Raw genomic sequence first — 22,754 nt, 5'->3', positions numbered from 1 at the left:
GGGGCTTTTTATTGGCTTAAGGAATCAGACGAGAGGTTTAGGCTCGTGTTCTTTTTCCTGGGCCTCTTCGTTGTGCTCGACCGCGTCCTGAACGGAGCGTGGTGCTTCAGCGATCACCGATTCAACCACGGCTTCTTCAGCAGCCAGTGCAGGCGCTGCCTCGACCACTTCAGCAACCACTGGCTCGGCAACAACCGGAGCAGCAGCGGCGGCCAGTTCGGCTTCCTTCGCCAGACGCTCTTCTTCACGCTTGCGACGACGCACTTCACGTGGGTCGTTTGGCGCGCGACCGTTTGGCGCCAGAGCGCTGACCGGAGCCGCTTCAACGACCGGAGCAGGTGCTTCGGCAACCACTGGCGCTTCGACGACCGGTGCTTCAACGACTGGCGCTGGAGCAGGTTCGGTAGCCTTGGCTTCTTCAACCACTGGCGCTTCGAATGCAGGCGCTGGTGTTTCAGCGGCGGCAGGCTCGGCAACCCAGTTGAATGCGGTCTGCTCTTCGCGAACTTCACGCACGGTTTCGGTCACGGTTTCAGCGACGGTTTCGACAACCGGCTCTGCAACAACGACTGGCGCTTCGGCGACTACTGCAGGTTCAGCAGCAGGTTCAGCAAAAGCTTCGAACTGCGGCTGAGCTTCGCGAACCGGTGCTACTTCGACTTCCGGAGCAACAGTCACTTCTACCGGAGTCGTTACTTCAACAACCGGTGCTTCGACTGGAGCGGTTTCCAGAGTAGCGGCGGTGGCGCGTTCGGCTTGCTCGTGAGCCTGTGCTTCGGCCGGAGCGCTGATCACAGTGCTGGCGACAGCGGCGGTTACAACCAGGCCGGCAGCCAGATCGGCAGTGTCCGGCGCTTCAGCGTTTTCGCCGGACTCGGACTCTTCCGAACCTTCGATCACGTTGCCGTTGGCATCACGCTGACGCTCACGACGGTTGCTGCGACGACGCTGGCCGCGGGAGCGACGACGTGGGCGATCGCCTTCGGCGTTCTCCGAACCGTCTTCCGGCAGTTGCTCTTCGTTGCTGATCACTTCTTCTTCAGCGACGGCAGCAGCGGCCTGTTCGGCGCGCGGTTGACGCTCTTCACGCGGTGGGCGCGGAGCGCGTTCTTCACGTGGCTGACGGGCCGGACGCTCTTCAGCGGTCACGTCGGCAGCGGCCGCAGCAACGGGAGCGGCGTCCAGAGGCTCGCGCAGTTCACGCACGCGTTCTTCACGCTCGCCACGTGGCTTGCGGTCTTCGCGTGGAGCGCGCGGTGCACGTTCTTCACGAGGGGCGCGTGGTGCGCGTTCTTCGCGGGCGGCTGGGGCTTCAGTGCGGGCTTCACGCGGCTCGCGGACTTCACGGGCTTCACGTGGCTGACGCTCTTCACGCGGCTCGCGTGGGGCGCGCTCTTCACGCGGTGCACGTTCTTCGCGCGGCTTGCGTTCTTCATCGCGGCGACCGTTACGGTTGCGGCTCTGCTGACGACCGTTGCGACGCTCTTCGTTGCGGGCCGGACGTTCGGTAGCCGGTTTTTCAACCACAACCGGAGCGGCAGGCTCTTCTTTAGTAGCGAACAGGCTGACCAGCGACTTCACCAGGCCTTTGAACAGGCTAGGCTCTGGTACGGCAACTGGCGCAGGCGCTGGTGCGGCAGGGGCGGCAGCTTCGGTCGGAACCGGAGCATTGGCGCGTGCCGGAGCAGTCTTGACCGCGGCTTCCTGGCGAACCAGGGTGCGGGTCGCAGCGGCTGGCTGGACTTCTTCGACTTCGGCAGCGGCAGCAGCGATTTCGTAGCTGGACTGGTTGGTCGCGGCTTCCGGGCTGTCGTCACGCAGGCGCTGAACTTCGAAGTGCGGCGTTTCGAGGTGATCGTTCGGCAGGATGATGATACGGGCACGGGTGCGCAGTTCGATCTTGGTGATCGAGTTGCGTTTTTCGTTGAGCAGGAACGCGGCCACCGGGATCGGCACTTGTGCGCGAACTTCAGCGGTGCGGTCTTTCAGGGCTTCTTCTTCGATCAGGCGCAGGATCGCCAGCGACAGCGATTCGACGTCACGGATGATGCCGGTGCCGTTGCAACGCGGGCAGACGATGCCGCTGCTTTCGCCCAGCGATGGACGCAGGCGCTGACGGGACATTTCCAGCAGGCCGAAGCGCGAGATGCGGCCGATCTGCACGCGAGCGCGGTCGGCTTCCAGGCATTCGCGGACTTTCTCTTCCACGGCGCGCTGGTTCTTGGCAGGGGTCATGTCGATGAAGTCGATGACGATCAGGCCGCCGATGTCGCGCAGGCGCAACTGACGGGCGATTTCTTCGGCGGCTTCAAGGTTGGTCTGCAGGGCGGTTTCTTCGATGTCGCTGCCTTTGGTGGCGCGCGCCGAGTTGATGTCGATGGACACCAGGGCTTCGGTCGGATCGATAACGATGGAGCCGCCGGAAGGCAGTTCAACGACGCGCTGGAAAGCGGTCTCGATCTGGCTTTCGATCTGGAAGCGGTTGAACAGCGGAACGCTGTCTTCGTACAGCTTGATCTTGCTGGCGTACTGCGGCATCACCTGGCGGATGAACGTCAGGGCTTCGTCCTGGGCTTCAACGCTGTCGATCAGCACTTCGCCGATGTCCTGGCGCAGGTAATCACGGATGGCGCGGATGATCACGTTGCTTTCCTGATAGATCAGGAATGGCGCGGAGCGATCCAGCGAGGCTTCTTTGATGGCGGTCCACAGTTGCAGCAGGTAGTCGAGGTCCCACTGCATTTCTTCGCTGCTGCGGCCCAGGCCGGCAGTACGCACGATCAGACCCATGTCGGCTGGTGCAACCAGGCCGTTCAGCGCTTCACGCAGTTCGTTGCGCTCTTCGCCTTCGATGCGACGGGAGATACCGCCGGCACGCGGGTTGTTCGGCATCAGTACGAGGTAGCGACCGGCCAGGCTGATGAAGGTGGTCAGGGCTGCGCCCTTGTTGCCACGTTCTTCTTTTTCGACCTGAACGATGACTTCCTGGCCTTCGCTCAGGACGTCCTTGATGTTGACGCGGCCTTCAGGAGCTTTCTTGAAGTATTCGCGGGAGATTTCTTTGAGTGGCAGGAAGCCGTGGCGCTCGGAGCCGAAATCGACAAAGGCAGCCTCAAGGCTTGGTTCGATGCGAGTGATGCGGCCTTTATAGATGTTGGCCTTCTTCTGCTCGCGTGCACCGGATTCGATGTCCAGGTCGTAGAGGCGCTGGCCATCTACCAGTGCAACACGCAACTCTTCGGGTTGAGTTGCGTTAATCAGCATTCTTTTCATGTAGTACCGTCGGTTTCCGGGCTGCCGGAAACGGCGTTCGGCACACACGACTTCTCACGGTCGGTGTCAGGTGCGTCGGGAGTGGTTGGCCATTCCCGTGTCCAGCGATGTGCGACCAATTGGGCCGATACCGCGACGTACGCGTCCTGCTTGCTGTGGCTACTTAAGCACTCAGTCAGGAGGAGGAATCAACCAGCGGCTGTGGACGAGATGAAGCGTCTTGATAAAGCCTATTGCTACACAGTCCAGCGGTTGTGCATCTCCACCCTACACGTATCCCTGATAATTCGGGTGCTGCCGCGCGCAGAATCCGCAGCGGGTTGGCATTTACCGTGAGCTCCGAAAGGGGAGGTCACGCATCATGGCTAATTTAGGCAGTGTTTCCGAAGCGTTCGCTCGAGGTCATTCGCAGTTGACTGCACTTTGTGAACTGGCCTTGAATGTTTGCCTGCCAGGCGAGTTAAAACTCTGCTCGGCGGTGTGATTCAGGCCTCATGTCACCTGCGCTTGTTACAACTGCAAACTCCACCGTTACGTAGCGAAAGCCCCGTAGGACGGCCTCGCGTCCTGGTGAATTGCGTTGGTCAGGGCCGGTTTTTGACCGTGGTGCCGCTGTCCAGGCCGCTTTTGGCGGCGTTCGCGACTATAGCAGCAATGATTAAGTGCTTCAATTCCATAAAAATTGTTATCATCCGCGCCATGACAACTACTGCCCCTTCGACTCCAGGCGTTCAACTGCTTGAAGTCTCGCCGGAGTATGCCGGCCAACGAATCGACAATTTCCTCCTCGCCCGGCTCAAAGGCGTGCCCAAGACCTTGATTTACCGCATTTTGCGCAAGGGCGAAGTGCGTGTGAACAAAGGTCGGATCAAGCCCGAATACAAGCTGCAGGCCGGCGATATCGTGCGTGTGCCGCCAGTTCGTGTGCCGGAGCGTGACGAGCCGGTGCCTCTGGCCCAAGGCCTTTTGCAGCGCCTGGAAGCCTCGATTGTCTACGAAGACAAAGCGCTGATCGTGATCAACAAGCCCGCCGGCATTGCGGTTCACGGCGGCAGCGGATTGAATTTCGGCGTAATCGAAGCCTTTCGTCAGTTGCGTCCGGATGCCAAGGAGCTGGAACTGGTTCACCGTCTCGATCGCGACACCTCCGGCCTGCTGATGATCGCCAAGAAGCGCAGCATGCTTCGTCATTTGCACGAGCAGTTACGCGGTGATGGCATCGACAAGCGCTACATGGCGCTGGTTCGTGGCAACTGGGCGACCTCGATCAAGAAAGTCAGCGCGCCATTGCTCAAGAGCAACTTGCGTTCCGGCGAGCGCATGGTTGAAGTCAATGAAGAAGGCAAAGAAGCCCTGACGATGTTCAAGGTGCTGCGCCGCTTCGGTGATTTCGCGACCATGGTCGAGGCCAAGCCGGTTACCGGTCGCACCCATCAGATTCGCGTGCACACTTTGCATGCCGGCCATTGCATTGCTGGCGACAGCAAGTATGGCGACGAGGATTTCACCAAGGAAATCCGCGATCTGGGCGGCAAGCGCCTGTTTCTGCATGCTTACATGCTGACCGTGCCGCTGCCCGATGGCGGCAAGCTGACCTTGCAGGCGCCGGTCGATGAAATGTGGGCCAAGACCGTGGAGCGATTGAGTGCGCCCATCTGATTACAAGCTGCTGATTTTCGATTGGGACGGCACGCTGGCCGATTCCATTCATCGGATCGTCGAGGCGATGCATTCGGCGTCCGGGCGCTCCGGTTTCGAGTTGCGTGATGATTTTGCCGTCAAAGGCATCATCGGTCTTGGTCTGCCCGAGGCGATCCGCACCTTGTACCCCGAGATCAGCGACGCCGAAATGACCTTGTTTCGCGAGTATTACGCTGATCACTACATTGCAGCGGAAGCCGTGCCTTCGCCGTTGTTTGAGGGGGTCGTCGAATCGATGACGTCCTTTCGTGAGCAGGGTTATCACCTGGCTGTCGCGACCGGCAAGAATCGGCGCGGACTGGATCGGGTGCTCAAGGCCAATGGCTGGGAAGAGTATTTCGACATTACCCGCGCGGCCGATGAAACTGCGAGCAAGCCGCACCCTCTGATGCTGGAGCAGATACTTGCTCATTGCGGTGTGCGTGCGGACCAGGCGCTGATGGTCGGGGATTCGTCCTTCGATCTGCTGATGGCGCGTAACGCGGGGATGGATTCGGTGGCTGTCAGTTATGGCGCGCAATCGATCGAATCGTTGCAACAGTTCGAGCCGCGCCTGTCGATCGACCGTTTTTCTGAATTGCATGCCTGGCTGGCGCAGCAGGCTTAATACGTTTTTGCTGGGGTGGATGGCATGACCGACGAATGGAAAGCACCGGCCAAGGCAAGTGCCGACGGCGGTGACGAGAAAAGCTGGAAGCTGTTGGAGAAGACCCTTCTGGCAGGTGTGCAGGAGCAGCGGCGCTCGCGGCGTTGGGGGATTTTCTTCAAGCTGCTGACGTTTGTTTATCTGTTTGTTGCGTTGATCCTGTTCACGCCGCTGATGGACATGGAAAAGAGCGCCACACGCGGCACCAACTACATCGCTTTGATCGATGTCACTGGCGTGATCGCCGACAAGGAGCCGGCCAGTGCCGACAATATTGTCGGTAGCCTGCGTGCTGCATTCGAAGACAAGAAGGTCAAGGGTGTCATCCTGCGGATCAACAGCCCGGGCGGCAGTCCGGTGCAGTCGGGTTATGTGTATGACGAGATCAAACGCCTGCGAGCGCTGCATCCGGATACCAAGTTGTATGCGGTGATCTCCGATCTCGGCGCGTCGGGTGCGTATTACATCGCCAGCGCGGCGGATCAGATCTATGCCGACAAAGCGAGTCTGGTTGGCTCCATTGGTGTGACGGCGGCGGGTTATGGCTTTGTCGGGACCATGGAGAAGCTCGGTGTCGAGCGTCGTACGTATACGTCCGGCGAGCACAAGTCGTTCCTTGATCCGTTCCAGCCACAGAAGCCTGAAGAAACTGCGTTCTGGCAAAGCGTGCTGGACACTACGCACAAGCAGTTCATCAATAGCGTCAAGCAAGGGCGTGGCGACCGTCTGAAGGACAAAGAGCATCCGGAGCTATTCTCAGGGCTGGTCTGGTCGGGCGAGCAAGCACTGCCGCTTGGGCTGATTGATGGCTTGGGTAATGCCAGTTCCGTGGCGCGTGACGTGATCGGCGAGAAAGAACTGGTGGATTTCACTGTTCAGGAATCACCGTTCGACCGTTTCTCGAAGAAGCTTGGTGCCAGCGTGGCTGAGCAGTTGGCGATGTGGATGGGTTTCCAGGGGCCTTCGTTGCGCTGAGTTGTCGATGCATAAAAAAACCGGCCTTGATGGCCGGTTTTTTGTGGTCATGGGATTTGCACGCCCTCGACCAGCAGCATGTCGATCAGGCGAATCAGCGGCAGGCCGATCAGGCTGGTGGCGTCCGGGCCTTCAGTGGACTGGAACAGGCTCACGCCGAGGCCTTCGGCCTTGAAGCTGCCTGCGCAGTCGTAAGGCTGTTCGATGCGCAGGTAGCGCTCGATGCGAGCCATGTCGAGTTGGCGCATGTGTACGGTGAATGGCACGCAATCGACCTGACATTGGCCGGTCTGGCTATTGAGAAGGGCCAGGCTGGTCAAGAAGGTCACGCTGGCGCCGCTGGCAGCCAACAGCTGTTCGCGGGCCTTCTCGAAGGTGTGCGGCTTGCCGATGATCTGAGCGCCGAGGACGGCCACCTGGTCTGAGCCGATAATCAGATGAGCGGGATGGCTGTCGGCAAGTGCGCGGGCTTTTTGTTCGGCGAGGCGTTTGACCAGGTCGATTGCCGATTCGCCGGGGTGGTGACTTTCATCAATGTCTGGCGAACTGCAGACGAACGGCAGGTGCAGGCGGGCGAGTAATTCGCGGCGATAAGTCGAGCTTGAAGCGAGTAATAAAGGCAGCATTCGCGTCTCCTGAGGCAGGTGCGGATTCTAGCGGAGGCACGCAAGTGACGGACAGGGCACAATTTCCTTTGACATGGGTGGGTGCATCCCTATAATGCTGCGCCTATGTTGAATGACCCGATTCCACCTCACGTTGACCCGCGCAAATTGGCTGACCGTGGCACCACCCTTCAAGGTGAACTGCTGCTGGCCGATTTGAAGAGACTCTGCGACCCGCTTTCCGACAATGTCGGTACGGTGCAGGCGAAATTCGTTTTTGAACGAGATGAACGTAAATCTGTGGTAATCCACAGCTTTATCGACACCGAAGTCAAAATGGTTTGCCAGCGTTGTCTTGAGCTGGTCACCCTGCCGATCCACAGCGAATGCAGTTACGCTGTAGTGAAGGAGGGTGCGAATACCCAGTCGTTACCGAAAGGTTATGACGTGCTGGAACTGGGCGAAGATCCATTGGATCTGCAGTCACTGGTCGAGGAAGAGCTTTTGCTCGCTTTGCCCATTGTGCCTGCTCATCATCCGGAAGAATGCCAGCAGCCGGCGGGAGCAGATGAGCCCGAACCGAGCGAGGACGAGGTAACGCGGTCCAACCCGTTCAGTGTATTGGCGCAGTTAAAGCGTGACCCAAACGTTTAGGAGTTAATCAATTATGGCTGTTCAGCAGAACAAAAAATCCCGCTCTGCCCGTGACATGCGCCGTTCGCACGACGCTCTCGAGGCTAGCACCCTGTCTGTAGAAAAAACCACTGGTGAAGTTCACCTGCGTCACCACGTATCGCCAGAAGGCGTATACCGTGGCCGTAAAGTGATCGACAAGGGCGCTGACGAGTAATCACTTGTCCGCTCAAGTCATCGCGATTGACGCAATGGGCGGGGACTTCGGTCCCCGCAGCATTGTTCAGGCCAGCCTTGCTTGCCTGTCTGCTACGCCCTCGCTGCACCTGACCCTCGTCGGTCAACCCTCCCTTCTTGAAGAATTGATCAACGGCCAATCGGCTGCCGATCGCGCGCGCCTGACGATTTTTCCGGCGTCCGAGGTCATCACCATGGACGAAAAGCCGACTCAGGCCTTGCGTGGCAAGCCCGATTCGTCGATGCGTGTCGCCCTTGAGCTGGTGCGTGATGGCAAGGCTCAGGCCTGCGTCAGTGCCGGCAATACCGGTGCGCTGATGGCTCTGTCGCGATTTGTACTCAAGACGTTGCCCGGCATCGACCGGCCGGCGATGGTTGCTGCTATCCCCACGCAGAAAGGTTATTGCCAGTTACTCGACCTGGGCGCCAACGTAGATTGCAGTGCAGAGCACCTTTTGCAGTTTGCGGTGATGGGTTCGGTGGCCGCGCAGACGCTCGGCATTGCCCGTCCACGCGTGGCGTTGCTGAATATCGGCACCGAGGACATCAAAGGCAATCAGCAGGTCAAGCTGGCTGCTACTCTGCTGCAGGCTGCCCGAGGCATCAATTACATCGGTTTCGTCGAAGGTGACGGGTTGTATCGTGGCGAAGCGGACGTCGTGGTCTGCGATGGATTTGTCGGGAATATCCTGCTCAAGTCCAGTGAAGGCCTGGCGACGATGATTGCTGCGCGCATCGAGGCGCTGTTCAAAAAGAATCTTGCCTCCCGCGCTGTCGGTGCCCTGGCGTTGCCGCTGATGAAGCGGTTGCAGGCTGATCTGGCGCCGGCGCGACATAATGGCGCAAGCTTCCTCGGCTTGCAGGGTATCGTGGTGAAAAGTCACGGTTCGGCTGGGGTTCAGGGCTTTCAGAGTGCGATTTCCCGTGCCCTGATCGAGATTCAGGAGAATCTTCCCGAGCGCCTCCACGGTCGTCTGGAGGATTTGTTGTCTTAGGCGTTTTCGTCGGACAATGCTTAAATGTGACCGCCCGGTTCAAAGGGCCATCCAACTGTCAGTTTCTTGCGTCCCCAAGCGGGGCGTCATTCTCCGACGACAAGATCATTAGGGGCTTGTTACATGTCTGCTTCCCTCGCATTCGTCTTTCCAGGACAGGGTTCGCAGTCCCTCGGCATGCTGGCCGAGCTGGGCGCGCAACATCCGTTGATCCTCGAAACTTTCAAAGAAGCATCCGATGCTCTGGGCTATGACCTGTGGGCACTGACCCAGCAGGGGCCGGAAGAGCTGCTCAATCAAACCGATAAAACCCAACCGGCCATTCTGACCGCCTCGATCGCCCTGTGGCGTCTGTGGCTGGCTGAAGGTGGTGCGCGTCCGGCCTTTGTTGCCGGTCACAGCCTGGGTGAATACAGCGCCCTGGTTGCTGCTGGCAGTCTGACACTGGCTGACGCGGTGAAACTCGTCGAGCGCCGTGGTCAACTGATGCAGGAAGCTGTTCCGGCCGGGCAGGGCGGCATGGCTGCCATCCTCGGTCTGGAAGATGCCGATGTGCTGGCTGCCTGCACCGAAGCGGCACAAGGCGAAGTGGTCAGTGCCGTCAACTTCAACTCGCCTGGCCAGGTCGTGATTGCCGGTGCCAAGGCTGCCGTTGAGCGTGCCATCGAAGGTTGCAAGGCCCGTGGCGCCAAGCGCGCCATGCCGCTGCCGGTGAGCGTGCCGTCGCACTGCGAACTGATGCGTCCGGCTGCCGAGCGCTTTGCCGAATCCATCGCCGCCATCGACTGGCAGGTGCCGCAGATCCCGGTGGTGCAGAACGTCAGCGCGCAAGTGCCGGCCGATCTGGAAACCCTCAAGCGTGATCTGCTCGAACAACTGTACAAGCCGGTTCGCTGGGTCGAGTCGGTACAGACTCTGGCCGCGAAGGGCGCGACCAATCTGGTCGAATGCGGTCCGGGCAAAGTACTGGCCGGTCTGAACAAACGTTGCGCCGAAGGCGTTGCGACTTCCAACCTCAATACCCCAGACGCTTTCGCTGCCGCTCGCGCAGCGCAAGCCTGAATCAGGAGAAGCTTGCATGAGTCTGCAAGGTAAAGTTGCACTGGTAACCGGTGCAAGCCGCGGTATCGGCCAGGCTATCGCACTGGAACTGGGTCGTCAGGGCGCCATCGTTGTTGGCACCGCGACCTCTGCCAAGGGTGCCGAGGCGATTGCCGCCACTCTGAAAGAGCACGGCATTCAGGGCACCGGTCTGGAACTGAACGTGACCAGTGACGAGTCGGTCAGCAAAGTGATCGCGAGCATTCAGGAACAGTTCGGTGCGCCGGCGATTCTGGTCAATAATGCCGGTATCACCCGCGATAACCTGATGATGCGCATGAAAGACGATGAATGGTACGACGTGATCGATACCAACCTGAACAGTCTATATCGCCTGTCCAAGGGCGTTCTGCGCGGCATGACCAAGGCGCGTTGGGGTCGAATTATCAGTATTGGCTCGGTGGTGGGTGCCATGGGCAACGCAGGCCAAGTAAACTATGCAGCCGCCAAGGCCGGTCTGGAAGGTTTCAGCCGTGCAATGGCGCGTGAAGTCGGTTCGCGTTCGATTACGGTCAACTCGGTAACCCCAGGGTTTATCGACACCGATATGACCCGCGAGCTGCCTGAAGCACAGCGTGAAGCCTTGCAGACGCAGATTCCGCTGGGTCGTCTGGGACAAGCTCAAGAGATCGCGTCTGTGGTCGCTTTTCTTGCATCCGACGGTGCGGCATACGTTACTGGGGCTACAATCCCGGTGAACGGTGGGATGTACATGTAAGTAAAATGTGACGGATTGCTTCAAAAAAATGTCATACGAGCTGTCTAAAATCCGTTATAAAGCTGCAATCTATTTATAGGCAGAGGGTCGCAGGGTTTGAGGAGTGAAGCTTTCAGTTGAAAAGCTGAAAAGTCTTTCTATACACTTACCCACTGGCCAGCTGCCTGAATTTGTCCATTAGGAGTGAAAACAAGGTATGAGCACCATCGAAGAGCGCGTCAAGAAAATCGTTGCCGAGCAACTGGGTGTTAAAGAAGAAGAAGTGGTCAACACCGCTTCCTTCGTAGAAGACCTGGGTGCCGACTCCCTTGACACCGTTGAGCTGGTGATGGCTCTGGAAGAGGAATTCGAGACCGAAATCCCTGACGAAGAAGCTGAGAAGATCACTACTGTACAAGCTGCAATCGATTACGTTACTAACCACCAGGCTTAATAGCTTGTAATCGTTGCTTGCTGTCATGGAAAAACCGCACTGCCATCATGGCGTGCGGTTTTTTCTTTAGGCCTGATGCAAAATCGTCATTTGAAAAAGGAGAGTGCTGTGTCGCGTAGACGCGTCGTAGTCACCGGTATGGGTATGTTGTCGCCACTGGGCACGGATGTGCCGAGCAGTTGGCAGGGCATTCTGGCTGGCCGCAGTGGCATTGGTCTGATCGAACACACCGACCTTTCTGCCTATTCCACCCGCTTTGGCGGCTCGGTGAAGGGCTTCAATGTCGAGGAATACCTGTCGGTCAAGGAAGCGCGCAAGCTCGATCTGTTCATTCAGTACGGTCTCGCGGCGGGCTTTCAAGCCGTACGCAATGCCGGTCTGGAAGTCACTGACGCCAACCGTGAACGCATTGGCGTGGCCATGGGTTCGGGGATAGGCGGCCTGACCAACATCGAAGAAACCAGCCGTACTCTGCATGAGACGGGCCCGCGTCGAATTTCTCCATTCTTCGTGCCAGGCTCGATCATCAATATGATTTCCGGTTTCCTGTCCATCCATCTGGGTGCACAGGGGCCTAACTACGCCATCGCCACAGCGTGTACCACTGGTACGCACTGCATCGGCATGGCAGCGCGCAACATCATGTACGACGAAGCTGACGTGATGATCGCCGGCGGCGCCGAAATGGCCGCGTGCGGTCTGGGTATGGGTGGCTTCGGCGCGTCCCGTGCGCTGTCGACCCGCAACGACGAGCCAACTCGCGCCAGTCGTCCGTGGGACAAGGGCCGTGACGGCTTTGTGTTGTCCGACGGTGCCGGTGCTCTGGTGCTCGAAGAACTCGAGCACGCCAAGGCGCGCGGCGCGACCATCTACGCCGAGCTGATCGGTTTTGGCACCAGCGGCGATGCGTTCCACATGACTTCGCCCCCCGCCGATGGCGCCGGTGCGGCTCGCTGCATCACCAATGCGCTGCGCGATGCAAAAATCAACGCCGATCAAGTGCAATACATCAACGCGCACGGCACTTCGACCTCGGCCGGCGACCTCGCCGAAGCCAACGCGATCAAGTCGGTGTTTGGCGATCACGCCTACAAGCTGGCGGTCAGTTCGACCAAGTCCATGACCGGTCACCTGTTGGGTGCGGCGGGCGCAGTCGAGGCGATCTTCAGCGTACTGGCGATCAACAGTCAGGTGGCACCACCGACCATCAACCTCGAAGAGCCTGATGAGGGCTGTGATCTCGATTTTGTGCCGCACACCGCGCGCAACATGGACATCGATGTCGTGCTCTCCAACTCCTTCGGTTTTGGCGGCACCAACGGCACCTTGGCGTTCCGTCGGTTCGCGGGCTGATGGACAGCTGGGTCGACGGTCAACCGGCTGACGCTCTGTCGCTGAAAGATCGCGGCCTGGCTTACGGCGATGGTCTGTTCGAGACCATCGCCGTGCGTGGCGGCCAACCGTTATTGCTGGATCGACACCTGATGCGATTGGCCGACGGCTGCACGCGTCTGGCCATTGCGGCCGATATCGAACTGATTCGCCAGGAGCTGCTGAGCTACGCGGCAGCGATGAGCGAGGGCGTGCTCAAGCTCATCCTCACCCGTGGCGACGGTTTGCGCGGTTATGCGCCCGATCCCGCGGCGCCGGGCCGACGCATTCTGCAAGGCAACCCACCCGCCGCTTATCCCGCCGTCCATGCCGAACAGGGCGTTCGCCTGTTTCCGTGCAGCACGCGATTGTCCAAACAACCTTTGCTGGCTGGACTCAAACACCTCAATCGACTGGAACAAGTGCTCGCTCGCGCCGAATGGCAAGACAGCGAACACGCCGAAGGCTTGATGCTCGATCAGGCTGGTCGGGTCATTGAAGGTGTTTTCAGCAATCTGTTTCTGGTGCGTGACGGTGTATTGGTCACGCCGGATCTGAAGCGTTGCGGTGTCGCTGGTGTGATGCGCGCAGAAATATTGTTTCAGGCCGAGTCATTGGCCATCCCCACTCAAATCGCCGACATCAGCCTTGATCAACTGCAATGGGCCGATGAAGTGTTTGTCTGCAACAGCGTGTATGGCGTCTGGCCGGTACGTGCCTACGCTGCACTGAGCTGGCCGGTTGGCCCGCTCACCCGTAAACTGCAAACCATTTCCCGCGCCCTACTGGATGCCTGATTCGTGAGACGTAAACTTTTGCTGCTGCTGGAAACCGGACTGGTTCTGGCAGGGCTGTTGTTGGGCGCCAGCGCCTGGAAGATTCACTCCGCACTGGAACAGCCTCTGAACATCACGCAGGAAGAACTGCTGGATGTGCCGAAAGGATCTACACCGACCCGTACTTTCCTCGAACTTGAAACCGATGGCGTCATCAAGGACGCTTTCTGGCTTCGGGTCTATTGGCGTTTCAATCTTGCCGGTACGCCGATCCACACCGGTGAATACCGCATGCAACCCGGCATGACCGTCAATGGACTGATCGATTCGTGGAAGCGTGGCGACGTGGTGCAGTACAGCCTGACCTTGGTCGAAGGCTGGAATTTTCATCAGGTGCGCGCCGCTTTGGCGAAAGATGAAAAGATCGAGCAGACCCTCAATGGTTTGAGCGACAGTGACGTGATGGCGAAGATTGGCCACAAGGGCTTGTTCCCGGAAGGTCGTTTCTTCCCTGATACCTACCGCTTCGTACGCGGAGTTTCTGATACCGAACTGCTGAAAAAGGCTTTTGATCGTCTTGATGAAGTGCTGGCCAAGGAGTGGGAAAAGCGCTCCGTCGATGCGCCTTACAAGGAACCCTATCAAGCGCTGATCATGGCCTCGCTGGTCGAGAAAGAAACCGGTGTGCCGCAAGAACGCGGTGAGATTGCCGGGGTTTTCGTGCGCCGGATGGCGCTTGGTATGCAGTTGCAGACCGATCCCACCGTGATCTACGGGTTGGGTGATCGCTACACCGGCAAGTTGACCCGCGCTCATCTCAAGGAGCCGACGCCGTATAACACCTATGTGATTCCTGGCTTGCCGCCGACGCCGATTGCGATGGTCGGGCGCGAAGCGATTCATGCGGCACTGAACCCGGTGGAAGGTAGCAGTCTCTATTTTGTAGCTCGTGGCGACGGCAGCCATGTGTTCTCTGACGACCTCGATGCCCATAACAGCGCGGTGCGAGAGTTCCAGCTCAAGCGACGTGCGGATTACCGCTCAAGCCCGGCGCCAGTGACGACGCCTGAAGCGGCTCCGGCCACAGAGGAAGCGATTCCAGCGGCATCACCGGATACTGCGCCAGAGTCGCTGCCATCGGTTCCTCCCCAGGAACCTGCACCGGAAGCAGCAGCACCACAAAACACGCAATGACTTTGATTAAGGACTGCCTGTGACTGGCTTGTTTATTACCCTGGAAGGGCCGGAAGGCGCCGGTAAAAGCACCAACCGCGAATACCTCGCCGAGCGCCTGCGCGCCGCCGGTATCGAAGTGGTGCTGACCCGCGAGCCCGGCGGAACACCGTTGGCCGAGCGGATTCGCGACGTGCTGCTGGCCCCGGCCGACGAAGTCATGAACCCGGACACTGAGCTGTTGCTGGTATTCGCCGCGCGCGCTCAGCATCTGGCTGAAGTGATCCGCCCGGCACTGGCACGCGGTGCGGTGGTGTTGTGCGATCGTTTCACTGATTCCACTTACGCCTATCAGGGCGGCGGCCGCGGTTTGTCGCTGGAGCGGATCGCCGCGCTGGAAACCTTTGTACAAGGTGATCTGCGCCCGGACCTGACCCTGATTTTCGACCTGCCGGTAGAAATCGGTCTGGCTCGCGCCAGCGCTCGTGGTCGTCTCGATCGTTTCGAGCTGGAAGGCCGGGCATTTTTTGAAGCGGTGCGTAGCGCATTCCTGAAGCGGGCTGAAGCCGATCCTGCGCGCTATGTGCGGATCGACGCCGGTCAGCCATTGGTCAAGGTTCAGCAATCGCTGGATACGTTGCTCCCGAACTTGCTGGAGCTGGCCCGTGGCTGAGGCCTACCCATGGCAAGACAGCCTCTGGCAGCAACTGGCCGGACGTAAGCAGCACGCACATGCCTATCTGATGCATGGCCCGGCCGGGATCGGCAAACGGGCATTGGCGGAGCGGTTGATGGCCAGTCTGCTGTGCCAGCGGCCCACGCCCGAAGCGTGCGGCGAATGCAAATCCTGTCTGTTGCTCAGGGCCGGGAGCCATCCGGACAATTACATCCTCGAGCCGGAAGAAGCCGACAAGGCAATCAAGGTCGATCAGGTGCGCGATCTGGTTAGTTTCGTGGTGCAGACCGCGCAACTGGGCGGTCGCAAGGTCGTATTGATCGAGCCGGTGGAGTCGATGAACATCAACGCCGCCAACGCCTTGCTCAAAAGTCTTGAAGAGCCTTCCGGCGATACCGTGCTGTTGCTGGTCAGTCACCAGCCGAGCCGTTTGTTGCCGACGATCAAGAGCCGTTGCGTGCAGCAGGCCTGTCCGCTGCCGGGCGAGGCCATGAGCCTGCAATGGCTGGCGCAGGCGCTGCCGGAATGTTCGGCAGAGGAGCGTGTCGAGCTGTTGACGTTGGCAGCCGGTTCGCCACTGGCGGCGGTCAGCCTTCAGTCCCAAGGCGTTCGCGAACAGCGTGCGCAGGTAGTTGAAGGGGTGAAGAAGCTGCTCAAGCAGCAGCAATCGCCGACGCAACTGGCCGAAGAGTGGAAAAGCATTCCGATGCTGCGGCTGTTCGACTGGTTCTGCGATTGGTCGAGCTTGATCCTGCGTTATCAACTGACTCAGGATGAAGCCGGGCTCGGTCTGACCGACATGCGCAAGGTGGTGCAGTATCTCGCGCAGAAAAGTGCGCAGGGTAAAGTGCTCGATATTCAGGACTGGATTCTCGCTCAACGGCAGAAAGTCATGAGCAAGGCCAACCTTAATCCGGCGTTGCTGCTGGAAGCGTTGTTGGTGCAATGGGCAGGATTGCCTGGCCAAAGATAAGAATGTGTACCTAGACTCTGAACATCAGCAGTGGAGGTCAACATGAATGAACCCGTCAGCCCGGGGCCGCGCAACGGCATTTTGTCCCTGACCATCAAGGACAAGTCAGTGCTTTACGCGGCCTACATGCCGTTCATCAAGAACGGTGGTCTGTTCATCCCGACCAACAAAAGCTACAAGTTGGGCGATGAGGTGTTCATGTTGCTGAACCTGATGGATGAGGCGGAGAAGATTCCGGTGGCCGGTAAAGTCGCCTGGATTACCCCCAAAGGTGCGCAAGGCAACCGCGCGGCGGGTGTCGGCGTGCAGTTCAACGATGGCGACAACACCGCGCGCAGTCGCATCGAAACCCATCTGGCCGGAGCCCTCAAGTCCGACCGTCCCACTCATACGATGTAAGTTGCAGTCTCTTTTATGCTCGTAGATTCCCATTGTCACCTTGATCGCCTCGACCTCGCCGTCCATGACGGCTCGCTGGATGCTGCACTCGATGCCGCCCGCGAACGCGGGGTAGGGCACTTCCTGTGCATCGGCGTCAGCGCCGACAACGCCGCTGACGTCAAAGCCCTGGCCGACCGATACGAAGACGTCGACTGTTCGGTCGGCGTGCATCCGTTGGATGTGCAGCCCGGCGCGGCGCCAGCGCTGGACTGGTTGCTGCACGAACTCAATCACCCGAAAGTGGTGGCGATCGGCGAAACCGGTCTGGACTATCACTACGAGCCGGAAGCCGCCGAGCTGCAACAGGCGTCGTTCCGCCTGCACCTGCAAGCGGCGCAGCAGACCGGCAAACCGGTGATCATCCATACCCGTGGCGCCCGCGCCGATACCCTTGAGCTGCTGCGTGAAGCGGCGTTGCCCCAGGCCGGCGTACTGCATTGCTTCACCGAAGACTGGGACATGGCCAAAGCAGCGCTGGACATGGGTTATTACATTTCGCTGTCGGGCATTGTCACGTTCCGCAATGCCGACGCCTTGCGCGATGTGGCGAGCAAAGTCCCTGCGGATCGCCTGCTGGTGGAGACCGATTCGCCGTATCTGGCGCCGATCCCTTATCGCGGCAAACCGAACCTGCCGCAGTATGTGCGCGAAGTGGCCGAGTTTCTGGCGATGCTGCGCGGTGAAAACTATGAGCGTTTTGCCGAGCAGACCACCGAGAACTTCAAGCGGTTGTTCCCGTTGGCCCATGTAAAAGGCTGAATCGCAGGCAAAAAAAACCCGGGTTCTGGGGGGTGAATCCGGGTTAAGACCATTAGGAGTAAAACAAAGGCACGCGGTCCTTTGGTACCTTTATCGGCGCGGCACTTGGGGGAGATGCCGCCCGACAGTTCAAGTATTGATCAGTCTGGCGTGCAGTCCAGTTAGCCGGTCGGGGTTTTTAAACAAATTTGGAATACGTTCGCTTCAGTTGAGTTCTCATTGCACCCAAAACGTTCCCAAAACGAACAAGAAACACAGATATGGTCGGATGATCCGTGCATTTTTGCGCAAGTTAGGCATAATACGCGGCTTCGAATTTTGACCCTTCAGACCTTTTCTTATGCACAAAGAACCTCGTAAGGTCCGTGAGTTTCGTCGCCGCGAGCAAGAAATTCTCGATACCGCGCTCAAGCTGTTCCTCGACCAAGGTGAAGACAGTGTCACCGTGGAGATGATTGCTGATGCCGTGGGTATCGGCAAAGGCACGATTTACAAGCACTTCAAGTCCAAGGCCGAGATCTATTTGCGCCTGATGCTCGATTACGAGCGCGATTTGAACGAGCTGCTGCATTCCGCCGATGTCGATAAGGACAAGGAAGCGCTGTCCCGCGCCTACTTCGAATTCCGCATGCGTGACCCTCAGCGTTATCGCCTGTTTGATCGCCTCGAAGAAAAGGTGGTCAAGGGCAATCAGGTGCCGGAGATGGTCGAGGAGCTGCACAAGATCCGTGCCTCGAATTTCGAACGCCTCACCTTGCTGATCAAGGGCCGCATCAGCGAAGGCAAGCTGGAAGATGTGCCGCCGTATTTCCACTATTGCGCTTCCTGGGCGTTGGTGCACGGCGCAGTGGCGCTGTATCACTCGCCGTTCTGGAGCAATGTGCTGGAAGATCAGGAAGGTTTCTTCCAGTTCCTGATGGATATCGGTGTGCGCATGGGCAACAAGCGCAAGCGCGACCCGGAAACGCCGAGCAGCTGAGCCATTCACTTCCCTTATTGCGCCATGATTTCGCTACATGGCGCAGTACCGCAGGAATATACTCAGGCATAGGGCTTGCTAAAACTTGATTTGTGAGTCAAGTTTTAGCGGCTCGATTTTCAATCGCCGGAGTGATCATGATCGTTGACCGTCAAGGCAGGCGTTTTCGCAATTTGCGGATCAGTCTGACCTCAGCCTGCAATTACGCCTGTACCTACTGCGTGCCCAACGGCAAGCGGCTGGTCGCTGCGCAGGATGAACTGTCGGCCGAAGCCATGGCACGCGGCGTGGCCTATCTGATCGAAGCCGCAGGCATCGAGCGCCTGCGTATTACCGGTGGCGAGCCGCTGGTCAGCCCCAAACTCGAATCGTTCATGACCGCCGTCGGCAAGATGGGGCTGGACGACATCAGCCTGACCACCAATGGTCAACTGCTCGCCAAAAAGCTCCCGCTGCTGGTAGACGCGGGTCTGCGCCGGATCAATGTTTCCCTCGATACTCTCGACGCCAGCGCGTTTCGCAGTATTGCCCGTGGCGGCGACCTGGCCACAGTGCTCGACGGCATGGATCAGGCCGCAGCGGCCGGAATGAAGATCAAGGTCAACATGGTGCCGTTGCGCGGGCAGAATCTCGATCAGGTGATGCCGCTGCTTGATTACTGTCTTGAGCGTGGATTTGAACTGCGTTTCATCGAGCTGATGCGCATGGGCCACCTGGCCAAAGACTCCAATGCCTTCCTGCAACAGTTTGTCAGTCTGCAACAGTTGCTGGAGCTCATTGGCGAACGTTATGAGTACGCGCAAACCGATGCGCCCGTGGACGCCACGGCGGTGCGTTACTCTATTCCCGGGTTGGGTAACTTCGGCGTGATTGCCAACGAAAGCGTGCCGTTTTGCCGGACTTGCTCGCGGTTGCGCTTGTCGTCGACCGGTTGGTTGCACGGTTGCCTGTCGTCGAGCAATCGCCATTACGTCGGCGATCTGCTGGATAAACCACGTCATCAAGCGCTGCCGGCGCTGCAAAGGCTGCTGGTCAAAGCCTTGGGTGACAAGCAGGAAGTGGCGTTCTCTGGCGGCGCGACGGTCATGAAAATCATCGGCGGCTGAAGAACCGCATTCGCCATACCCTCGAGCTGGCGCAAAAGCTGCATTCAACGGCCATTCGCCGGTTTTCCGTCACCGGCTTCTGGAGGATGAGGATGCGTAGCCTGGTTTTGCTGCTGGCCGTTTTGGCGCTTGGCGGCTGCATGAATGTCAGCGATATGGCCGAAGGCACTCGCTACCACATGAGCGACGCGGGGCTGCTGGATCACAGCGACAGCCGCCGCGTGAACAACTTCCGCATTCAGCCGGACTCGTTCATCTACATCGCTCAGGGCGCCTTTGCACCACCGGGTGGTTCGTATCCGCGACCGAACGTAGTGGCAGAGGAAGCCTTCAAGGGTTTTGTCGAGTATTTCCCGATGGTCCGTCGCGCGCGCGCGCCCGAAGGCCTTGATCAGGCAATGGGTGAAGCCCGCGATGCGGGTGCTCATTACCTGCTGTACACGCGTTTCGCCAAGGCCGACGACCGCATTGGTAACTCCGATGAATGGCTCGATCAGGAGTACGTGGATCGCCTGGGCATCGATGGCGGCGTGATTCAGATCATGTTGATCGAGACCAGCACCCAGTATTTGATTGATACTGCACGTATCAAGAGTCGTGGCGGTTTACTGACGTTCCACGACAACAAACCCGAAGACCTGATCGGCCCTCCGCTTGCTCAATATGCACGCAGCCTGTTGGGGGTCGGCGACCAATAAGCCAAGGAGTACGCCATGAGTGGCCCGCAAAAAGCCAATGACCTGTTGGGACAGATCCCCAAAACCAAAGGCCTGCCGCCGGTGCACTTGTGGAATCCGGACTTCTGCGGCGACATCGACATGCGCATCGCCCGAGACGGCACCTGGTATTACCTGGGCACGCCGATCGGGCGCAAGCCGATGGTCAAGTTGTTCTCCACGATCATCCGCCGCGACGGCGATGATTATTTCCTGATTACCCCGGTCGAAAAGGTCGGGATCAAAGTCGACGACGCGCCGTTTGTAGCGATTGCCGTGGAGGTTGAAGGCGAGGGCGAGGCGCAGGTGCTGCGTTTTACCACCAACGTCGACGAAACCGCCGAGGCGGGGTCCGAGCATCCGATCCGCGTCGAGATTGATCCCGCCACGCAAGAGCCTGCGCCATACGTGCATGTGCGCACCAACCTCGAAGCGCTGATCCACCGCAATGTGTTCTACCAATTGGTGGAGTTAGCGGTCAGTCGCGAAATCGATGGCCAGCGCTGGCTTGGGGTTTGGAGCAGCGGTGAGTTCTTCCGCATCGGCTTGGAGCCCTAAAAGATCGCAGCCTTCGGCAGCTCCTACATTTGGAATGCAATCTCCTGTAGGAGCTGCCGAAGGCTGCGATCTTTTTTGTCGTTGACACCCAATCGTATGATGATTAGCGTGGACACCCATCGCGATCCGCTTTGAGGTGTTCATGTCCAGCAGCTTTCATGCGTCAACGGTCGACTGGCTCGGCAGTTGGATCGCCGCTGGCCAGGTGAAACCTGGGCAGACCATCAAGGTCGAGGCCGATCTGGGCGAACAGCTCGGGGTTAGCCGCACGGTCATCCGTGAAGCCATCAAAACCCTCGTCGCCAAAGGCATGCTTGAAGTCGGGCCGAAAGTCGGTACTCGCGTCTTGCCGGTGCGGCGCTGGAATCTGTTCGATCCGCAAGTTGTCGGTTGGCTGTCGCGCAACGGCCTGCCGGAAAACTTCGTTGATGACCTGCTTGATTTGCGCCGCACCATCGAACCCATGGCCGTGCGCTGGGCTTGCGAGCGAGCGACCCTCGAGCAGATCGAGGCGGTGCAACTGGCCTATAACGCGCTGGAGCGGGCGGTCGACAGCAGCAAGGATTACAACCGCGCCGACCAGACGTTCCACGAATGCATTCTCGCTGCCAGCCACAATCAGTTCATCGAACAAATGGTCCCGGCCCTAGGCGCCCTGCTTGCGGTGTCGTTCGAAGTCTCCGCCGCCGACCCCGATGAACTGCGTCGCACCTTGCCGATCCACAAAGACATGGCCGACGCCATCGCCGCTCGCGATTCCGCGCGGGGCGTATGGGCCTGCATGACGCTGATCGACAATGCGGACCTGGCGATCAAACGCTTTTACCCCAAAGTCATGGCTGACAAAAAAGCCGGCTAAATACCCACACACTAAAAACAACAAAGAAGGATCGCCATGACCTGGACCGCACTGACCCAACACCGCGCCAAACTCGGCGAAGGCCCGTTCTGGGACGCACCGACGCAGGCGCTGTACTGGGTCGATATTGCTGGCAAGCAAGCCCTGCGCCTGATCGGCCAGAACGTGCAGATCTGGCAAATGCCCGAGCATGTGTCGGCGTTCATTCCTTGTGCCAGCGGTGATGCGCTGGTGACTCTGAGCAGTGGCGTCTATCGCCTCGATCTCGATTCTCCGGGACTCGACCCGCGCCTGACCCTGTTCTGCGTTGCTGATCCGCAACCCGGCAACCGCGCCAACGAAGCTCGCTGTGATGCCCTGGGCCGGTTATGGCTCAGCACCATGCAAAACAACATCGGCGAGCAGGGCGAAGACCTGCCGATCATCCGCCGCTCGGGTGGACTGTTCCGTATTGATCCGGATAAACGCGTCACGCCGCTGCTGCGCGGTTTGGGGATTCCCAACACGCTGCTTTGGAGCGACGACGGCAGCACGCTGCTGTTCGGTGACAGCCTCGACAGCACGCTTTATCGCTATTTCGTTCACACCGACGGCAATCTCGACACCGCTTACATCTGGTACGGCCCCGATCAACAGGGCGGTCCGGACGGTTCGGCGATGGATAGTGAAGGCTATGTGTGGAACGCGCGTTGGGACGGCAGTTGCCTGTTGCGCCTGACGCCTGAAGGCAAAGTCGATCGCAAGATTGATTTGCCGATCAGCCGACCCACCAGTTGCGTATTCGGCGGCGAAGATCTGAAGACCCTGTACATCACCAGCGCCCACAGCCCGCTCAACCATCCGTTGGACGGCGCCGTGCTGTCGTTGCGGGTCGATGTCGCAGGAAAGCTCTGTACGCGTTTTGCGGGTTAGATCCCAAAATATGGGATGTAAAATTATATATTGAGATTATTTGCTGGTCGGGTTTATAGTCGGCTCCAGCAGTAACACGCACTCACACTTAAAAAGAACAAAACAGGTGAAGTGATGCAGCGAATTTCCATCGCACTC

Annotated in this window: 24 protein-coding genes; 22 read left to right on the top strand and 2 right to left on the bottom strand. The window is 58.9% G+C overall.

Annotated features, from left to right (window positions below; all coding sequences use genetic code 11):
- Positions 1-24: 24 nt before the first annotated feature.
- Positions 25-3,273 (bottom strand): ribonuclease E, encoded by a 3,249-nt coding sequence (rne, locus tag ACA074_RS20020; RefSeq protein WP_497677654.1) that lies wholly within the window; start codon positions 3,271-3,273, stop codon positions 25-27.
- A gap of 699 nt (positions 3,274-3,972) precedes the next feature.
- Here rne and rluC point away from each other — a divergent pair.
- Genes rluC through sppA form a run of 3 tightly spaced genes read left to right on the top strand, consistent with a single transcriptional unit; the run spans position 3,973 to position 6,595 of the window.
- Positions 3,973-4,932 (top strand): 23S rRNA pseudouridine(955/2504/2580) synthase RluC, encoded by a 960-nt coding sequence (gene rluC / locus ACA074_RS20015; protein ID WP_497677653.1) that lies wholly within the window; start codon positions 3,973-3,975, stop codon positions 4,930-4,932.
- Positions 4,919-5,581 carry an HAD-IA family hydrolase gene (locus tag ACA074_RS20010; protein WP_497677652.1) on the top strand — a complete coding sequence of 221 codons (663 nt, stop codon included), beginning with the start codon at positions 4,919-4,921 and terminating at the stop codon, positions 5,579-5,581. Before rluC ends, ACA074_RS20010 begins: the two co-directional genes overlap by 14 nt.
- Before the next feature lie 24 nt (positions 5,582-5,605).
- Entirely contained in the window at positions 5,606-6,595 is a 990-nt protein-coding gene (sppA, locus tag ACA074_RS20005) for a signal peptide peptidase SppA (RefSeq protein ID WP_497677651.1), read from the top strand.
- A gap of 47 nt (positions 6,596-6,642) precedes the next feature.
- Here sppA and ACA074_RS20000 read toward each other — a convergent pair whose 3' ends face one another.
- Positions 6,643-7,221 (bottom strand): Maf family protein, encoded by a 579-nt coding sequence (locus ACA074_RS20000; RefSeq protein ID WP_497677650.1) that lies wholly within the window; start codon positions 7,219-7,221, stop codon positions 6,643-6,645.
- A gap of 105 nt (positions 7,222-7,326) precedes the next feature.
- Between ACA074_RS20000 and ACA074_RS19995 the strand changes: the two genes are divergently transcribed.
- The 19 genes from ACA074_RS19995 to ACA074_RS19905 all read left to right on the top strand — a co-directional run bounded on the left by ACA074_RS19995 (position 7,327) and on the right by ACA074_RS19905 (position 22,616).
- Complete coding sequence (locus tag ACA074_RS19995; RefSeq protein ID WP_095188591.1) at positions 7,327-7,854, top strand: YceD family protein; 528 nt, start codon at positions 7,327-7,329, stop codon at positions 7,852-7,854.
- A 13-nt stretch (positions 7,855-7,867) separates the two neighbouring features.
- The gene (gene rpmF, locus ACA074_RS19990) at positions 7,868-8,050 is read left to right on the top strand and encodes a 50S ribosomal protein L32 (RefSeq protein ID WP_003179396.1); all 183 of its coding nucleotides are present in this window, start codon (positions 7,868-7,870) and stop codon (positions 8,048-8,050) included.
- A gap of 4 nt (positions 8,051-8,054) precedes the next feature.
- A complete protein-coding gene (plsX, locus tag ACA074_RS19985) occupies positions 8,055-9,065 on the top strand; it encodes a phosphate acyltransferase PlsX (protein WP_187677795.1) in 1,011 nt (336 codons plus the stop codon).
- Between the two features lie 123 nt (positions 9,066-9,188).
- The gene (gene fabD / locus ACA074_RS19980) at positions 9,189-10,127 is read left to right on the top strand and encodes an ACP S-malonyltransferase (RefSeq protein ID WP_497677649.1); all 939 of its coding nucleotides are present in this window, start codon (positions 9,189-9,191) and stop codon (positions 10,125-10,127) included.
- 16 nt (positions 10,128-10,143) lie between these two features.
- The gene (fabG, locus tag ACA074_RS19975; RefSeq protein ID WP_025113014.1) at positions 10,144-10,884 is read left to right on the top strand and encodes a 3-oxoacyl-ACP reductase FabG; all 741 of its coding nucleotides are present in this window, start codon (positions 10,144-10,146) and stop codon (positions 10,882-10,884) included.
- Between the two features lie 196 nt (positions 10,885-11,080).
- Positions 11,081-11,317: an acyl carrier protein gene (acpP, locus tag ACA074_RS19970; protein WP_003442511.1), complete on the top strand. Its 237-nt coding sequence runs from the start codon at positions 11,081-11,083 to the stop codon at positions 11,315-11,317.
- Positions 11,318-11,425: 108 nt separating this feature from the next.
- Positions 11,426-12,670, top strand: a complete 1,245-nt coding sequence (gene fabF / locus ACA074_RS19965; protein WP_187677793.1) for a beta-ketoacyl-ACP synthase II — start codon at positions 11,426-11,428, stop codon at positions 12,668-12,670.
- The gene (pabC, locus tag ACA074_RS19960) at positions 12,670-13,485 is read left to right on the top strand and encodes an aminodeoxychorismate lyase (RefSeq protein WP_489879005.1); all 816 of its coding nucleotides are present in this window, start codon (positions 12,670-12,672) and stop codon (positions 13,483-13,485) included. The genes fabF and pabC overlap by 1 nt, the downstream gene beginning before the upstream one ends.
- Positions 13,486-13,488: 3 nt before the next feature.
- The gene (mltG, locus tag ACA074_RS19955) at positions 13,489-14,658 is read left to right on the top strand and encodes an endolytic transglycosylase MltG (RefSeq protein ID WP_489879006.1); all 1,170 of its coding nucleotides are present in this window, start codon (positions 13,489-13,491) and stop codon (positions 14,656-14,658) included.
- Between the two features lie 19 nt (positions 14,659-14,677).
- Positions 14,678-15,310, top strand: a complete 633-nt coding sequence (gene tmk, locus ACA074_RS19950; protein ID WP_187677790.1) for a dTMP kinase — start codon at positions 14,678-14,680, stop codon at positions 15,308-15,310.
- Positions 15,303-16,286: a DNA polymerase III subunit delta' gene (locus tag ACA074_RS19945; RefSeq protein ID WP_187677789.1), complete on the top strand. Its 984-nt coding sequence runs from the start codon at positions 15,303-15,305 to the stop codon at positions 16,284-16,286. The genes tmk and ACA074_RS19945 overlap by 8 nt, the downstream gene beginning before the upstream one ends.
- A 42-nt stretch (positions 16,287-16,328) precedes the next feature.
- Positions 16,329-16,685 (top strand): PilZ domain-containing protein, encoded by a 357-nt coding sequence (locus ACA074_RS19940; protein ID WP_007950801.1) that lies wholly within the window; start codon positions 16,329-16,331, stop codon positions 16,683-16,685.
- A 15-nt stretch (positions 16,686-16,700) separates the two neighbouring features.
- On the top strand, positions 16,701-17,486 hold the full coding sequence (locus tag ACA074_RS19935) for a TatD family hydrolase (protein WP_401270858.1): 786 nt from the start codon (positions 16,701-16,703) through the stop codon (positions 17,484-17,486).
- 340 nt (positions 17,487-17,826) lie between these two features.
- Entirely contained in the window at positions 17,827-18,465 is a 639-nt protein-coding gene (locus tag ACA074_RS19930) for a TetR/AcrR family transcriptional regulator (protein ID WP_007908276.1), read from the top strand.
- Positions 18,466-18,602: 137 nt separating this feature from the next.
- Positions 18,603-19,571: a GTP 3',8-cyclase MoaA gene (locus tag ACA074_RS19925; protein ID WP_401270856.1), complete on the top strand. Its 969-nt coding sequence runs from the start codon at positions 18,603-18,605 to the stop codon at positions 19,569-19,571.
- Positions 19,572-19,663: 92 nt separating this feature from the next.
- On the top strand, positions 19,664-20,269 hold the full coding sequence (locus ACA074_RS19920) for a DUF4823 domain-containing protein (RefSeq protein ID WP_187677786.1): 606 nt from the start codon (positions 19,664-19,666) through the stop codon (positions 20,267-20,269).
- A gap of 15 nt (positions 20,270-20,284) precedes the next feature.
- Positions 20,285-20,845 (top strand): DUF1285 domain-containing protein, encoded by a 561-nt coding sequence (locus tag ACA074_RS19915; protein ID WP_497677648.1) that lies wholly within the window; start codon positions 20,285-20,287, stop codon positions 20,843-20,845.
- 142 nt (positions 20,846-20,987) lie between these two features.
- A complete protein-coding gene (locus ACA074_RS19910; RefSeq protein WP_187677784.1) occupies positions 20,988-21,704 on the top strand; it encodes a FadR/GntR family transcriptional regulator in 717 nt (238 codons plus the stop codon).
- Positions 21,705-21,740: 36 nt separating this feature from the next.
- On the top strand, positions 21,741-22,616 hold the full coding sequence (locus ACA074_RS19905) for an SMP-30/gluconolactonase/LRE family protein (RefSeq protein ID WP_497677647.1): 876 nt from the start codon (positions 21,741-21,743) through the stop codon (positions 22,614-22,616).
- The last annotated feature ends 138 nt before the right edge of the window (positions 22,617-22,754 follow it).

This window comes from Pseudomonas sp. LBUM1655 (assembly GCF_059716085.1).
This window is presented reverse-complemented; position numbering and strand designations above follow the sequence as displayed.

Coding starts and splice junctions, on each gene's coding strand:
- rne (WP_497677654.1), bottom strand. CDS start 3,273: ATGAAAAGAATGCTGATTAACGCAACTCAACCCGAAGAGTTGCGTGTT.
- rluC (WP_497677653.1), top strand. CDS start 3,973: ATGACAACTACTGCCCCTTCGACTCCAGGCGTTCAACTGCTTGAAGTC.
- sppA (WP_497677651.1), top strand. CDS start 5,606: ATGACCGACGAATGGAAAGCACCGGCCAAGGCAAGTGCCGACGGCGGT.
- ACA074_RS20000 (WP_497677650.1), bottom strand. CDS start 7,221: ATGCTGCCTTTATTACTCGCTTCAAGCTCGACTTATCGCCGCGAATTA.
- ACA074_RS19995 (WP_095188591.1), top strand. CDS start 7,327: ATGTTGAATGACCCGATTCCACCTCACGTTGACCCGCGCAAATTGGCT.
- rpmF (WP_003179396.1), top strand. CDS start 7,868: ATGGCTGTTCAGCAGAACAAAAAATCCCGCTCTGCCCGTGACATGCGC.
- fabD (WP_497677649.1), top strand. CDS start 9,189: ATGTCTGCTTCCCTCGCATTCGTCTTTCCAGGACAGGGTTCGCAGTCC.
- fabG (WP_025113014.1), top strand. CDS start 10,144: ATGAGTCTGCAAGGTAAAGTTGCACTGGTAACCGGTGCAAGCCGCGGT.
- acpP (WP_003442511.1), top strand. CDS start 11,081: ATGAGCACCATCGAAGAGCGCGTCAAGAAAATCGTTGCCGAGCAACTG.
- pabC (WP_489879005.1), top strand. CDS start 12,670: ATGGACAGCTGGGTCGACGGTCAACCGGCTGACGCTCTGTCGCTGAAA.
- ACA074_RS19940 (WP_007950801.1), top strand. CDS start 16,329: ATGAATGAACCCGTCAGCCCGGGGCCGCGCAACGGCATTTTGTCCCTG.
- ACA074_RS19935 (WP_401270858.1), top strand. CDS start 16,701: ATGCTCGTAGATTCCCATTGTCACCTTGATCGCCTCGACCTCGCCGTC.
- ACA074_RS19930 (WP_007908276.1), top strand. CDS start 17,827: ATGCACAAAGAACCTCGTAAGGTCCGTGAGTTTCGTCGCCGCGAGCAA.
- ACA074_RS19925 (WP_401270856.1), top strand. CDS start 18,603: ATGATCGTTGACCGTCAAGGCAGGCGTTTTCGCAATTTGCGGATCAGT.
- ACA074_RS19920 (WP_187677786.1), top strand. CDS start 19,664: ATGCGTAGCCTGGTTTTGCTGCTGGCCGTTTTGGCGCTTGGCGGCTGC.
- ACA074_RS19915 (WP_497677648.1), top strand. CDS start 20,285: ATGAGTGGCCCGCAAAAAGCCAATGACCTGTTGGGACAGATCCCCAAA.
- ACA074_RS19910 (WP_187677784.1), top strand. CDS start 20,988: ATGTCCAGCAGCTTTCATGCGTCAACGGTCGACTGGCTCGGCAGTTGG.
- ACA074_RS19905 (WP_497677647.1), top strand. CDS start 21,741: ATGACCTGGACCGCACTGACCCAACACCGCGCCAAACTCGGCGAAGGC.